We start from the raw sequence: 14,864 nt of genomic DNA, 5'->3' as shown, positions 1-14,864 counted from the left end.
ACAAATTTATTTGATATTTCATATTTTATCTATCTTAAAAATTAATAGAAAAATACATAACTCAATTTCAATTTATTCCAATCTTGATCATCTTGCTGCTGGTATTCATAGCCTAGTCTTAAGGCATTTTGTTGGTTGACGATATATTGTAATTCTGCATCGAGTTTCAGATTCCATTGATGTGCATCTTCCCAATACGGAAGCTCTGCCTGAACCAAACTATTTAATTTTTCTGACCAAATATTTTGGCAACCCAGTGTCGGCCCAAGGCCAACTCGCCAGCCCTGATCGAGAGACTTACCGCCCTGCACCTGCATTTGAGACTGTGCATAACACAAATGCGTGCGTTCTTGATTGGCCCAGCTATAACCGGATTGCGCTTTTAATTCAGCAACGCCATGTTGTTTCGTTTCGCTAAATTGACCTGCATCTACAGACACTTGCTGCCAGCCAAAATTAAAACCCCAGCTTAGCGGTGTTTTAAATGGCGTGATCGGGTTGTAAGAATTGACCGATAAAAAATCAAAATGATTGATCTTGAATTGGTCGTCTCGATATTGGATCGAGCCATCCCAAAACATCAACTGCGTACCAATCCGAAAGCCACCTTGCGGATCGATCAAATCATGATAAGCCTGACGATGACCGAGTTCGATATATTTTTCACCTTGAACTTCACCCACGGTAGCTGAAAAATTTCGCGCATGATGTCCATTGACTGGGTCTAGACTTGGCTGCTTAGGTTCAGTCCGTTGTTTTGGTTGCGAAGATTGACTACGTAAGGCCAAGATTTGACGTAATTTAGGCTGCGTTTCTTCCGCACTCACCTTTCTCCCAATCAGTAATAAATACAGATGGTCATACGCCATTTCTAATATTTTCGCTTGCTCTACTTCATTAAACTGAGAGAGTGCTGTCGACATGTTATCAGGTTCAATTTCAGCGAGCTTATGCGCTTCGCGTGCTAAACGATATCCATGTTGCTGCGCTTGTGACAAAAGCTGCGTTTCTAATGCAGGACGATAAACCGCTGCTCGAATCAGTTGTTCATCATTGATCGCTTTGATCGTCTCAACGGGAATGGAAGCAACTTTAAATTTTTCGGTTAAATTCAGTGTCGGGCGAACCAAATCCATTAAGCCCAATAATCGATATGCACAGTTATCACTGGCGAAATAATAGGGAAAACTTACATTTTGCATTTCCCAAATATGTTTAACCAAATAACTGGTTTCTTGCTCGGTCAGTGCTAGCTCATATTCCCACAAATCACGACTTTCAAAATCACCATATTCTTTCACCTTTCGGTAGTACGGCATCAAGGAATATTCACCAGGATACTGTCCTGTTAAGCCTTTCCATGCATAAGACCAGTTATCTTCACCTGCAACTGTCGCTGCATAGTTAATGGCATAGGAAACCAAATTTAGCTCTTTTTGATCTTTCGGATCGAGACGCAATAAGGTATGTCCAAACATAGAACTTGGATTACCCATAAAGTCTGTGGCGTAAATTAATGTCGCTTTATACGGCTTAATTTTCCCAAACCATTCATCAAACTCAGGGCAACTCACCACTGGTAACTGCTCTGAACGGATGGATAATTCTTGCATCAGCCACTGACTACGCGCAGGGAAACGACAACGAAAGGCTTGATTAGGTTCGGCGGGTTGAAACAGTGCAGCGACATCTGCCTCTAATTCAGCTTGAGCACTTTGGCGGCCATTTTCAGCTAAAAAATAACCTGTATAGGCAACTTCACTTTGTCCTTTATGATCTGTATATAAAAGTCGTTGCCAACTGATGTGTTCAGGCAGTTTTTTTGATTGTGCAAGTTCAATATATCGCTGCACCTCTACAGTTTTAGAGAGGTTTCGATCTACAACTTGCTGAGCATATAAGATGCTCGGAATCATAAAGGTACAAAATAAAGCAATTGATTTCATTCAGTTATATTCAAATCCATTTTTATATATTTTAGATAATAAAAAACCCTGCCGAGAGACAGGGTTTTGAAAGCATCGATTAAACGTATGCTTTAAGTACTTCATCTTTCGCCATTACGCTTTGTAATGAAGCAAGTACTTGTAGAGAAGACTGGTTTTCAGCTGAATAGATTTCAGCAAAATTTGCTTTAGACACAGCAAAGAAACGTGCTTTATCTGTTGATTGGATGTTTAAAAGCTCAGCCAAAACATTCAGGCTCTCACCTTGACCAACTGCCATATCACGAGCAAGTGATTCAGCATTTTCATTGGTAAATGTTACCGCTTGAGCAGTCACTGTACCAGTACCGCTACAACCTAAAGTACCAAAAGTAATACCAAGTAACTGGTTAGTAAAAATACCGTTGGTAGTCGCAGCTAAAATTTTAGGAATTTTACCTGATTGACCAGCCCAAACTTGAGAACCAACACCACAACCTACGTCACGGTCAGCAAAAGCAGCTGTAGAACCTAGTGCAACGACTGCAACTAAAGCTAATTTTTTTAACATGGCACTTCTCCAGGGAATTTTATTCCATTGTTTTTAATTATTAAAACATGTGTAATTTTGATTACATACCTGTAGATTAACTTGATCTTTCAGATAAGGCAAAACATTTTCATCTAAAACTTTTGGCTAAAAATAATACGTTCTTTTTCACTATTTTTTGAGCAACCAAGTACCATTTTCATCACGTTTTCCAAGGATTTTGAGTACTAAAACCAGACTGAGTAATAGCAACAAATACCAAGAACCGAGTTTCCCCCAACCGACCATATGCCATGCATCGACCTGACTTGGATATAACCAAATTTGATAGAAGGTACTGATATTTTCTGCGATCCAAATCAAGAATGCCAAAATCAACAATACTGGTAACATGGGCAACTGAATCACATGATTTTGTAATTGAAAACTCAGCTTGGTTTTCCAAAAGATCACCACACTCCAAGCAAACAAAAACATACGAATATCTGGTACAAAAAATTTGGTCATAAAATTAAGATATGACAAAACGGCTAAGCACAGCATATTGCCAAAACGCGGTAAGTTACTGAACGACACCTGATATAGACGTAACGAACGTGCAAAGAAACTCCCCACCGCCGAATACATGAAACCTGCAAATAATGGCACGGTCAGCAGTTTGAAAACCGCAGGCTGCGGATATTGCCATGAGGCAATGTGTGGATGGGTGAGAAATATTTCCATCCCCATTGCAAGGATATGAAACAGTGCTATGACTTTGGCTTCCGCCCAAGACTCGAGTTTCAGGTAGAGTAAACACACTTGAATAATCAGTGCATAAAACAATAAATAGTCATAACGGAAAAAGCCAAAATATTCCAGACTTCCCATTACTGCAGTTAATGCAAAAGCGATCAGCAGTAATATCCCAAATAAGGCAGCCGAAGCTGCCTTATAAGAGAACTCAAAACATGATTTTATCATCTTGACCACAGTTGAATCCTAAACCTATTTCCTTGAAGCCTTATAAATACTTGGCACTATATTCGTGTACCGTATCAATAAAGGCTTTTGGATTGGCTGGATCTACCCACTGAGTAATACCATGACCTAAGTTCGCCACATAACCGGTTTTTTCACCGTTGGCATATGCATCATCTAACATGGCACGCGTCGCTTTCGCAATCGCTTCAGGCGAACCATATAATGTTGCTGGATCTAAGTTGCCTTGCAATGCTGCACGGCCTGCGACTGTTTGACGCGCCACATTTAATGGCGTAGTCCAATCTAAACCAAAGGCATCTGCACCCGTTGCAATCATTGGCTCTAACCATTGACCACCACCTTTGGTAAACAAAATCACAGGAACTTTGCGTCCATCTTTTTCACGCTGTAATCCTGCCACGATTTTTTGCATGTAGTTTAGTGAAAATTCAATGTATTCACGGTGTGCTAATGCCCCACCCCAACTATCAAAGATTTGTACAGCTTGGGCACCTGCATCAATCTGCGCATTGAGATATTCAGTCACCGCCACAGCCAAACGGTCTAATAAAGCATGCAGTACTTCAGGTTGTGCATACATCATTTGTTTCGTAAAACGAAAATCTTTGCTTGAACTGCCTTCCACCATATAGGTTGCCAATGTCCAAGGACTGCCTGAGAAGCCAATCAAAGGAACTTGTCCGCCCAATGCTGAACGAATCGTAGTCACAGCATTCATGACATAATCTAAGTCAGATTTTGCATTAAACTTAGGTAAATTCAGTACATCTTGTTCGGTACGTACAGTTTTATGAAACTTCGGACCTTCACCTGCTTCAAAATACAGTCCCAAACCCAACGCATCAGGTACAGTCAAAATGTCTGAAAATAAAATAGCTGCGTCTAAGTCATAACGACGCAAAGGTTGTAAAGTAACTTCACAAGCAAATTCTGTATTTTTACAAAGAGATAGGAAATCACCCGCTTTTGCACGTGTTTCACGATACTCTGGTAAATAACGGCCAGCCTGACGCATCATCCAAACCGGAGTTGCATCTACCGGTTCACGTAATAAGGCACGCAAGAAACGATCATTTTTTAAGGTCGTCATTCACTTTCCCAACTTAATTCGATATTCGCATCATCATATCAAAAAGGTTGTAAATATAATAACTTCTCAAGCATTTAAAAACCGATCATGTTGAGTGCCAAAAATGATATTTACACAAAACAACTACTGCATCTCCACTTTTTTTCTGTAATACTTAGCCAGTTTTTAATACACAGTAAATGAATAATTCTTAAGGTTGAATTACATGTTCGTTCGCACCATGCTCGCACTGAGCCTAAGTTGCATATTTGCTGGTACAGCTATTGCCGCATCTACTGCTGAACAACCATTAACGCCAAAAAAAGTGACTAATGTTGCAGTTCAGGATCCCATTGATCCGTTAGCGACTGAAGCTTCATCTGCAACTAGCCAGATTAGCGCTCAAGAACAAGAAGATCTGAACCAAGCATCGCAAACTTTAGACAGCCTGCAACAATCAGAAGATGTTAAAGCCGACATCGGTGCTGCACCTGCTACATCGACTGCTACAACTCCAACATCAACTTCGCCTGCTGCCAAAGTTGCTTGGGGTTTAAATGACCTAAATAATGCACAGTGGTATGACAATATCGGTAAAGGTCAATTCCCTGTTTATGCACGTGCGCATGTCATGCTCAATAATGCACATGCTTCACCAGGTGCAATTGATGGTACTAGTGGTAAAAATACCTTAAAGGCGATCGCTTCATTCCAACAAATGAATAGCTTGAAACCTACAGGGACTTTAACTAAAGAAACTTGGGATGCACTGATTGCAAAACAAGGTTCTAAACCTGCATTTATTGAATACACATTGACTGATGCAGACTTGAAAGGTCCTTATGCAGCATCGATTCCACACGACTATGCATTACAAGCAAAAATGAAGGGCTTGTACTACACACGTGTGACTGAAATGTTGGGTGAAAAATTCCACATGGATGAAGACTTTTTGAAAAAGTTGAATCCAAAAGCGACATTTAAAAAAGCTGGTGAAAAAATCTTAGTAGCGAATATTCGTAACGAAGTTCCTGAAGATATTCACCTAATCGTTGCACATAAAGGCGCGAAACAACTTTACTTGTTTAATAGCCGCAACCAAATGATCGGTTCATTCCCTGCAACGATTGGTAGTTCAGATACTCCATCGCCTACAGGTACATACAAAGTCACAGGTGTTGCACCAAACCCATGGTACAGCTACTCACCGTCTAACTTTGTTCAAGGCAACAACAAAAAACCACTTTCATTACCACCTGGTCCAAATGGCCCTGTCGGTAATATCTGGATTGGCTTGAGCAAAAAATCATTCGGTATTCACGGTACACCGAACCCATCTGCTATCTCTAAAACTGCGTCACACGGTTGTATTCGTTTGACCAACTGGGATGCAAATGACTTAGGTAAGAAAGTGAAATCTGGTGTGACTGTTAAATTCTTAGAATAATTTTAGTCACATTTAAAAAAGCCTGCTTCGTGCAGGCTTTTTTTATAGCTGTGCATTCATGCATAACAAAAGACTCAATCATGAATGATCGTTGCAAAAATAGGATGAATTGTCGCTAAAAAACTATATATCCCGATTTAGTTCAATCTTAAAATAGGCACATGTTCAATAATTAAGATAAGGATGAATGCCATGAATGCTTTTTTACATCCAAGTGAAAACCGTGGTCACGTAAAAATGGGCTGGCTTGAGTCTAAACACAGCTTCTCTTTTGGTAACTGGTATGACCCGAAATACATGGGCGTTAGTGCGCTTCGTGTAATTAATGATGACTTAATTGCAGCACATGAAGGTTTCGGTCAACACCCACATGACAACATGGAAATTTTAACTTGTGTGTTAAAAGGTACCATTACGCATAAAGACAGCATGGGCAACCATGGTGGCATTTCTGCGGGTGAATGGCAGCTGATGAGCGCAGGTACAGGTGTGCGTCATAGCGAAATGAACCAAGGTGATGAAGATGTACATTTACTACAAATTTGGATCGTTCCAAATGAACGTGATGCTGAACCGACCTATCAACAAATTAAATGTGATCCACGCGATCAACCCAATCAATGGCATTTAATTGTCGGTCCAAATGACAATGCAGCTATGCATATTCGCCAGCAAGCGGAAGTTAAATCTGCATTTTTGACGAAAGGTCAATCTTTAGATATCCATGCAACGCAGCATATCAACTATATCCATGTTATTTCAGGTTCAGTGCAAATTGCTGAACATAAAGTTGAAGCTGGTGGTGCAATTGCGTTCTTAGAAGATAGCCAAATTGAAGCGCTTGAAGATGCTCAAGTGATTTGGTTTGATTTACCTGAAGTAAAATAAAAAAAAGCCCTCAAATGTGAGGGCTTTTTTTATGCCGCTTGGCTTAGGCGTTCACTGCGTTTATACAACCACATCAACACAAAGACGGAATAATAAATCCTGCAGCCACCATAATGCCATGTAGGATTGAGGCATAAGGTTCAGCAAGCATGGCCACATGTTTCATTGGAGATGTTAATGGATGGAATCACTTTAAACATCTCGAAATCAAGCATTTCGAGATATTCTTAAATGACACTCAGCATCTAATTATCTAGATAAAATTCATCAATCAAAGGTGATTTTATTCTATTGCTGATGCAATCTATCTAATCAGCCTTCAGTTTCCACGCGATAAAAATGATTTTGCATAAAGACGCAAAACATAGAGGCAAATAATTGCCGATCTTGTTCAGCTTGAAAGATGCCCCCGAAATAGTCCCGATCTGTGGTTAAAATTAAATCTAAGAATGTTGCCTGCTTGGGAACGGCACCCTTTCTTTGGCAATATGCAAAATATGCACTGACATCTTCAAATAAAATCCACCATTCCTGTGGACTTTCAATCTGAATGCCACCTAATGAATGCTGAAGATCAAACATCGCATTGAGCAGATATTGAAAATTTTGCTGTGAACTTTGAAATTGCAATCTCGGATAATCTGTTGTTAGATTTAAATCGATCAGATGTAAATGGACGCTCCGAGCACGCTCTAATCTACGTTTAACTTTTACATATTGTTGATACCGACGTTTATCTTTTACTGTGACCGAAGTTAAGCGAGACAAATCCATATTGTCGTGTAAATCACTGAGTTTTACTTCACACGCTATTGCATTTTTAGCAGTACGCTGCGCCGCTTGAAATCGGTTCTCACCTGTTGTTTTAGTTAGTGCCTGTATTGCGTCGATAATATGGGCTTGAAAACCTAAAGCATGAAGCTCATCCGTCGTTGTCTCTGTATCTTCTAAAATGTCATGTAATACAGCGACGATTTTAGCATCAAGATGCTGCACATTTTGCATCACACGAAGTGGATGCTGAATATAGGCTTGTCCCGCTTTATCGACTTGTCCGAAATGGCGTTCAGTCGCCAAAGAAATCGCGTTTTCTAAAGTTGAAATATAGAACCTCCCCTTCGTGGTTTTTTTTATTTTGCTCCATCATATTAACCAATGAATATAGATATTAGTAGCTCTAAGCGCGACCTGAACGACACAGATTGACTCGTAAAATGCATATTTTCCAAGACTTTCCATGAGGTAGATCTTTTGCAAATACTTCTATGCCATTCGCGCCAACATTTCCAAAGTAATTTTTTTCACCTCTTCTTTACTTTGCTGAATATGGCTGCGCATTTTCTCCAATGCCGCTGTCACATTATGTCCAAGGATCAATTGTAAAATCTGTTGATGCTCGGCATAAGTGGCTTCAATTCGATAATCTTTAGAAAAATCTAAGCGACGAATAATACGGATTTTTTCACTCACATCCCGATGTACCTTTGCCATTTCACTATTGCCAATCGCTTCAACCAATTGGCAGTGAAATGCTTCATCTTGCATCGATAAAGTTTTTAAATCATGCAAATACTGTTCAGGCTGAATACACCATAAATTTACCAAGTCTTGTAAAGCCTGTTTGAGTTGTTCTGGTTCCATTTTGCAGAGCTGCTCAATGGCATAGCATTCAAGCAAAATCCGTAAATCATACAATTCTTCGTAGGCTTTAAAGTTCAGCGGCTTGACTTCCCAACCGCTACGAAAATGTACTCTTACATAGCCATCTTGCTGTAAACGGTATAAAGCCTGCCGTACGGGTGTACGGCTTACTTCATATAATTCGGCAATTTCAGATTCGGTAAACCGTGCGCCCGGTTTGAGCTGAAAATCAAAAATATCGTTTTTTATTTTTTGGAAAACCAGCTCAGACAAGTTGTCTGAGCTTTTCCCAACAATGGCTGAGGTCATATTTATTCCATATAAACCAGCGGCTCACCGCTATGTACCGTTTGTCCTGCACGGCAGATAATCGCTTTCACGATACCATCATCATCGGCATAGACTGGAAGCTCCATTTTCATCGCTTCAATAATGGCTACAGTCTCACCTTTCTTCACAGACTGTCCCGCTTCGACAAAAATTTTCCAAATGTTGCCGGTCATCGATGCATTCAAGGCTGCATACTGGCTATAGTCGGTATCATCTTGCAGGATTTCCATTTCCGCAGGCGCATCAAACTCATCTTTCCAGCGTTCAACTTCAGTTGTAAATGCCTGCAGCTGCTGCGCTTTAAATTCGGCAATACTGTCCTTTTCTGTTTCTAAAAAGGCTTGATAGGCTGCAAAATCAAATTCAGTTTCTTCAATTTTGATTTCCGCCACACCATTGGCAAAGTCAGCACGGAATTGATCCAGTTCAGCTTCGGTTACTTCATAATATTTAATTTGATCAAAGAAGCGTAAGAACCATTGCTGATCGCCAAACTGTTTGTTCTTTTTAAACTTATTCCAAATAGGCAGTGTACGGCCAATCAATTGATAACCGCCTGGTGAGTCCATGCCATAGATACACATGTACATACCGCCAATACCCACTGTGCCTTCTGCAGTAAAAGTACGTGCAGGGTTATATTTCGAGCTGAGCAAACGATGACGCGGATCAATTGGCACTGCACAAGGTGCAGTTAAATACACATCGCCCAAACCTAAAATTAAGTAATTTGCATCGAAAATGATGTCTTTGACTTGCTCACGGCTGTCTAAGCCATTAATACGCTGAATGAAATCGACGTTATTTGGCAACCATGGCGCTTTGGCACAAACACTTTCTTGATAACGTTCTACAGCACCTAAAGTTGCCGAATCCTCAAATGCCATCGGCAAGTGAATAATACGGGATGGAATTTTAATTTGGCTCAAATCGCCCATCTCATTTTCGAGACCCAATAAGAACTGAATCAAATTCGCTTGGCTGAAACGCAATCCATCATATTTAATTTGCAGTGAACGTACACCTGGTGAAAGCTCTAAGATGCCATCAATATTCGCTTCACGAATCAGCTGCATCAGTCGATAAACACGTAAGCGCAATGCAAGGTCGAGAACGTTTTCGCCATATTCCAGCAAGATGTAACTGTCACCTGCCTGACGATATATAGCTTTCGGCGCATACGCATCTGCTTCACGCACTGCCAATATCCCTTCTGGCTTACATTCAAAAGTTGCCGCCTGTTTTGCTTCAGGTGCTTGAGCAAAGTTTTGGATATCGGCAATTTGTTGAACTTCCAAGGCATTGGCTTGTTCAACACTCATCGGATAGAAACTGATGCTGTCATCTGCTTTAAGCTGACCAATCTTCCAAAGTTCTGCTTTGGCAATGGTTACTGGGCAAACAAAGCCACCGAGGCTTGGGCCATCTTTAGCCAAAATCACAGGGAAATCACCGGTGAAGTTAATCGCCCCAATGGCATATTCACAATCATGCACATTGGATGGATGTAAACCTGCTTCACCGCCATTTTCACGTGCCCAGCTTGGTGTCGGACCTGTTAGGCGAATACCTAAACGGTTTGAATTAAAGTGCACATTCCATGTTGAAGCAAAGAATTCTTCAATATATTCAGGTTTAAAGAAATCGGGTGCACCATGCGGACCATACAGCACGCCAATTTTCCATTCTTTGCCATAGCTTGGAATACGCTCTGCTGCCAAAGCTTGTGGTGCTGCTGTAGCAATTTCCAATCCATCCAAAGGCAGGCTAGGGTTGACCATTTTAATCATGTCGCCTGCGCGCAGCACTCGCCCTGCATGACCGCCAAAATTACCCAATGCAAAGGTTGAACGACTGCCTAGATATTTAGGTACATTTAACCCATTGCGGATTGCAAGATATGTACGGCAACCCGATTCAACTTGTCCTAGTACCAAAGTTTGCCCAGCTTTGATGTTGATCGGCTGCCAAAAATCGACATTCACACCATCTAGAGTCGCGCTACATGGCGCACCTGCTAAGGCTACGATGCTATCGGCATGAAATTTAAGACTTGGCCCTTGTAAGGTAAATTCAAAGCCTGCTGCCGATTTAGGATTACCCACAATTTGATTGGCCAACTGAAATGCATAATCATCCATCGGGCCTGATGGCGGTACACCAATATCCCAATAGCCCACACGCCCCGGATAGTCTTGAATCGTACTTTGCGTTCCCGGTTGTAGCACTTCAATTACATTTGGCACATATTTAAAATCATCCAGCAGACGTGTCCAGATTTGCATATTTTCAAAGCGTGCATCAGACACTACGGTATGCGCATAATCCAAGTTGGTGCTGATGCCATTCAGACGGGTTTCAGCCAAGGCTGTTTTTAACTTAGCAACCGCACTGTCTCGGTCTGCAGCATGCACAATAATTTTGGCAATCATCGGGTCAAAATATTGTGAAATTTCTGTGCCTGTAGATACCCACGTATCCACACGGATGTCTTCAGGGAAATATACATCCGTGAGTACACCAGGACTTGGCTGGAAGTTTTTCACTGGATCTTCTGCATAAATCCGCACTTCAATGGCAGCGCCATTGGGCTGAATATTGCTGAGTTTTTCCCAATCTAAAGCATCACCTGCCGCCACTTTCAGCATGCATTCAATCAGGTCTAAGCCCGTCACCATTTCAGTGACTGGGTGTTCAACCTGCAAACGGGTATTCACTTCAAGGAAATACACTTCATCACGGGCAGCATCATAGATAAACTCAACCGTACCTGCGCTGCGGTATTTCACCAATTGACCAAGCTCTACAGCAGCACGGTGCAATTTTTGACGTGTTGCTTCAGGTAAATGCGGTGCTGGTGTTTCCTCAACGACTTTTTGGTTACGGCGCTGCAAGGAACAATCACGCTCACCAAAGGCAACGACTTGACCTAAACCATCACCAAAAATTTGCACTTCTACATGACGGGCTTTATCGACAAAACGTTCAAGAAACACGCCCGCATCTTTAAAGAACTGCTCGCCTAGACGCTTTACACTTTCATACGCATCTTTTAATGATTGTTCATCATCACAGCGGGTTAAACCAATCCCGCCACCGCCCGCAGTACTTTTCAGCATGATGGGATAACCAATCTCTGCAGCAGATGTGAGTGCTTCATCCAAATTTGCCAATAAACCTGTACCCGGTGTCATGGGCACATTGGCTGCCGCAGCCAATTCACGTGCACGATGCTTCAAACCAAACTCTAAAATTTGTTCAACCGTTGGCCCCATAAAGGCGATACCATTTTCCTCACATGCACGGGCAAAATCAGCACTCTCAGATAGAAAACCATAACCTGGAAAAATAGCTTCCGCACCGGTTTGTTTGGCTGCTTGAATCAATTTTTCAATACTTAAATAAGTCTCTGCAGGCTTGATGCCCTCAAGTGAAACCGCCACATCTGCATCTAAGACATGTTGTGCATAACGGTCTGTCTCTGAATACACGGCAACCGACTGAACACCGAGTTTCTTTAATGTACGAACCGCACGAACAGCAATTTCACCACGGTTTGCAATTAAAACTGTTTTAAACATGATTATTTCCCCGAATTTTTAATTTGATTTTGCTGTTGTTGCTTGTAGTGATTGGATATAGGCGCGCCAGCCGCCGAATTCACTGATATTTTTTGCACCGTTTAAGCCATAAGGTTCACAAATAAAGCCTTTCACCCAACGTCCATCGGCAAGCTCGACATTGCCCATCCCTAGTGGTGTTGGAATTTCAGCAACAAATTCACCAAAGCGTGCTTTTGGAATATCCCAAAGCTCGACAATAATTTTTTGACCCGATTCCTGACGTGCTAAACCTGGTTTTGGCGGTACTGTGCCCGGCAGTGCATAGAGGGCATAATCAGCAGAAGTGGTTGTGGTTTCGACATGTACGGCTTGGCGTGATGTCAGCTGGAAATTGAGTGGCATACCTGTGAGATGTGCGCCCACAACTGCAACTCGAAAATGCTGTGCAGATGGTGCAGAAATGACTGAAGCTTTTTCAGGCAATGTTTTCGCTACTGCACCGAGTGGTAATTTCAGATGCTTTTGCCATTTTTCGGCAAAATCTGCTAAAGCCGTATCGTACCAAGCCGGTGCAATGAATGTGATTCCAAAAGGCAGCCCGTCGGCACGAAAGCCTGCAGGTACAGCAATGGCACTCAGATCAGCTAAATTGGTAAAGTTGGTATAGGTGCCAAATTGGCTATTATTTTCAATTGGCGCTTCAGCCATTTCTGCCAGTGTGTGAATGGTTGGCGAACTTGGCACCACTAAGGCATCAAATTGCGCTAAGATTTGCTGAATGTCTCGAGCCAATTCTTGCTTTAAATATTCGGCGTTATAAGCATCCACCGCAGTGTACTGCTGCCCTTTTTGAATAATTTCTAAAACTGTTGGATCAAAGTCTTGTACCGATGTTTCTAATAAGTCTGCAACTGCAGCAGTTCGCTCTGCGACCCATGACCCTTGGTAAAGTTGGCTCGCCAATTGACTAAAAGCGCTGAAATCAATTTCTGTCAGTTCTGCGCCTAAGTTTTTTAATTTAGTCAGTGCTTGCTGAAATGCATCCGCCGATTGAGCATCGCCAAAAAATTCTAATTGTTTTGGAATGGCTAACTTTAATTGTGCGCTGAACGTTGCAGGCGCTGTTGCAGGATTCACACGTGAATAGCTGTCGCTTACATCAAAACCTTCTATAACTTCTGCCACTGCAGTCGCATCAGCGACGGTTAAGGCAAAAATTGAAATGCAATCTAAGCTTTTACACGCAGGCAATAAGCCTGTATTTGAAAAGCGACCTTTGGTCGGTTTTAAACCAACAATATTATTAAATGCTGCGGGAATTCGTCCTGAGCCTGCTGTATCTGTACCGAGTGCAATCGGGACTAAACCACGTGCTACTACACTGCCTGAACCAGAGCTTGAACCACCGCTTACATAGTCAGGATTAAAAGTATTTGGCACTGCACCAAATGGTGAACGTGTACCGACCAATCCTGTGGCAAATTGATCTAAATTGGTTTTGCCTACAATAATCGCACCCGCTTGTTTTAAGCGTTGTACCACATAGGCATCTTCAGTTTTAATTTCAGTAAATAATTTAAACGCAGCCGTTGACGCAAAGCCTGCCACATCAATATTGTCTTTCACTGCAATAGGCACACCAAACAAAGGTAAGGCAGTCGCATTTTCAATTTGTTTTAAAGCGTCAACCTGTGCAGTTAATTGCTCTATAGATGCAATGGAAATCCATGCTGGATCTGCATGGTCAAATTGCTCGACCAAGGCATATAAGTCTTCAAGTTGAAGTGTGTTGTTTGCGTAGCCCGCTTTCCATTCCGCTAAAGTCCAGCCTAAAGTTTTTATTGGGTTCATTGATGTGCTCATTCTTGTATCCAAGTTTGAATACTGTATTGCACACATTATGCCAAAATTAATTTTTTGTTATTTTTCAGTATGTTAATACTAAAACACCAATCGTTTTCCTATTTTATTTAGGCAATACAAAACGATAAGTGTTCTATTAAGTTTCCAAGCTCCACTATTTTGGTGCATGACTTTTATAATCGTGTTTTCAATAGATTCTTTTCATTTAGATGCAGATATAAATACAGTGAAATTACTATTGCCACTATTTATAAGCTTTCAATTTAAAGTTTTGTATCACTTTTAACTTTCAATAAAAAGATTGAGAAATATTTTGAAATTTATGTGTTTGGAAAAAGATACATCAATATTGTTTTTTGAAATTGATTGGGATGAATAGAAATAGAGATATAAAAAAAGCAGTTGATTTGCAAAATTTAGTTAAACAATCAAAACTAAAAAATGGTGCGCTCAGCGGGACTCGAACCCACGCCACAGGCTTCGGAGACCTGTACTCTATCCAGTTGAGCTATGAGCGCTTATTTTGGATTGCGCACATCATAACAAAAAAAACTGTAAGGTAAAGCAACTATATAGATGTTAGGTATTTTTCTGCTTAAGCTTT

9 protein-coding genes, 1 tRNA gene and 1 pseudogene are annotated in these 14,864 nt (G+C 41.2%); 2 read left to right on the top strand and 9 right to left on the bottom strand.

Translation table 11 applies throughout. The annotated features are described in order from the left end of the window. Positions 1-41: 41 nt before the first annotated feature. The 4 genes from FTT98_RS07320 to hemE all read right to left on the bottom strand — a co-directional run bounded on the left by FTT98_RS07320 (position 42) and on the right by hemE (position 4,549). Positions 42-1,946, bottom strand: a complete 1,905-nt coding sequence (locus FTT98_RS07320) for a DUF4105 domain-containing protein (protein WP_180177204.1) — start codon at positions 1,944-1,946, stop codon at positions 42-44. A 79-nt stretch (positions 1,947-2,025) separates the two neighbouring features. Continuing rightward, positions 2,026-2,496: a DUF3015 family protein gene (locus tag FTT98_RS07315; protein ID WP_078190276.1), complete on the bottom strand. Its 471-nt coding sequence runs from the start codon at positions 2,494-2,496 to the stop codon at positions 2,026-2,028. Positions 2,497-2,646: 150 nt separating this feature from the next. Next, positions 2,647-3,438 carry a DUF817 family protein gene (locus FTT98_RS07310; RefSeq protein WP_180084189.1) on the bottom strand — a complete coding sequence of 264 codons (792 nt, stop codon included), beginning with the start codon at positions 3,436-3,438 and terminating at the stop codon, positions 2,647-2,649. Between the two features lie 40 nt (positions 3,439-3,478). Further along, entirely contained in the window at positions 3,479-4,549 is a 1,071-nt protein-coding gene (gene hemE, locus FTT98_RS07305; protein WP_180177203.1) for a uroporphyrinogen decarboxylase, read from the bottom strand. Positions 4,550-4,754: 205 nt separating this feature from the next. Here hemE and FTT98_RS07300 point away from each other — a divergent pair, with 205 nt between their 5' ends. After that, positions 4,755-5,975, top strand: a complete 1,221-nt coding sequence (locus FTT98_RS07300; RefSeq protein ID WP_180048626.1) for a L,D-transpeptidase — start codon at positions 4,755-4,757, stop codon at positions 5,973-5,975. 192 nt (positions 5,976-6,167) lie between these two features. Then, the gene (locus FTT98_RS07295; protein ID WP_168379153.1) at positions 6,168-6,863 is read left to right on the top strand and encodes a pirin-like bicupin family protein; all 696 of its coding nucleotides are present in this window, start codon (positions 6,168-6,170) and stop codon (positions 6,861-6,863) included. Between the two features lie 702 nt (positions 6,864-7,565). Here FTT98_RS07295 and FTT98_RS07290 read toward each other — a convergent pair. The 5 genes and pseudogenes from FTT98_RS07290 to FTT98_RS07270 all read right to left on the bottom strand — a co-directional run. Beyond that, a pseudogene (locus FTT98_RS07290) lies at positions 7,566-7,967 on the bottom strand (HD domain-containing protein); the annotation flags it as partial. Between the two features lie 159 nt (positions 7,968-8,126). Further along, on the bottom strand, positions 8,127-8,813 hold the full coding sequence (locus FTT98_RS07285) for a GntR family transcriptional regulator (protein ID WP_180110059.1): 687 nt from the start codon (positions 8,811-8,813) through the stop codon (positions 8,127-8,129). 2 nt (positions 8,814-8,815) lie between these two features. Next, positions 8,816-12,415, bottom strand: a complete 3,600-nt coding sequence (gene uca / locus FTT98_RS07280) for an urea carboxylase (protein WP_180177202.1) — start codon at positions 12,413-12,415, stop codon at positions 8,816-8,818. A gap of 18 nt (positions 12,416-12,433) precedes the next feature. Further along, a complete protein-coding gene (gene atzF, locus FTT98_RS07275; RefSeq protein ID WP_180177201.1) occupies positions 12,434-14,248 on the bottom strand; it encodes an allophanate hydrolase in 1,815 nt (604 codons plus the stop codon). A gap of 454 nt (positions 14,249-14,702) precedes the next feature. Next, positions 14,703-14,778: transfer RNA gene (locus FTT98_RS07270), tRNA-Arg, on the bottom strand. Between the last annotated feature and the right edge of the window lie 86 nt (positions 14,779-14,864).

The sequence above is a fragment of the Acinetobacter sp. YH12039 genome (assembly GCF_013420015.1).
Classification (GTDB): Bacteria; Pseudomonadota; Gammaproteobacteria; order Pseudomonadales; family Moraxellaceae; genus Acinetobacter; species Acinetobacter amyesii.
This window is presented reverse-complemented; position numbering and strand designations above follow the sequence as displayed.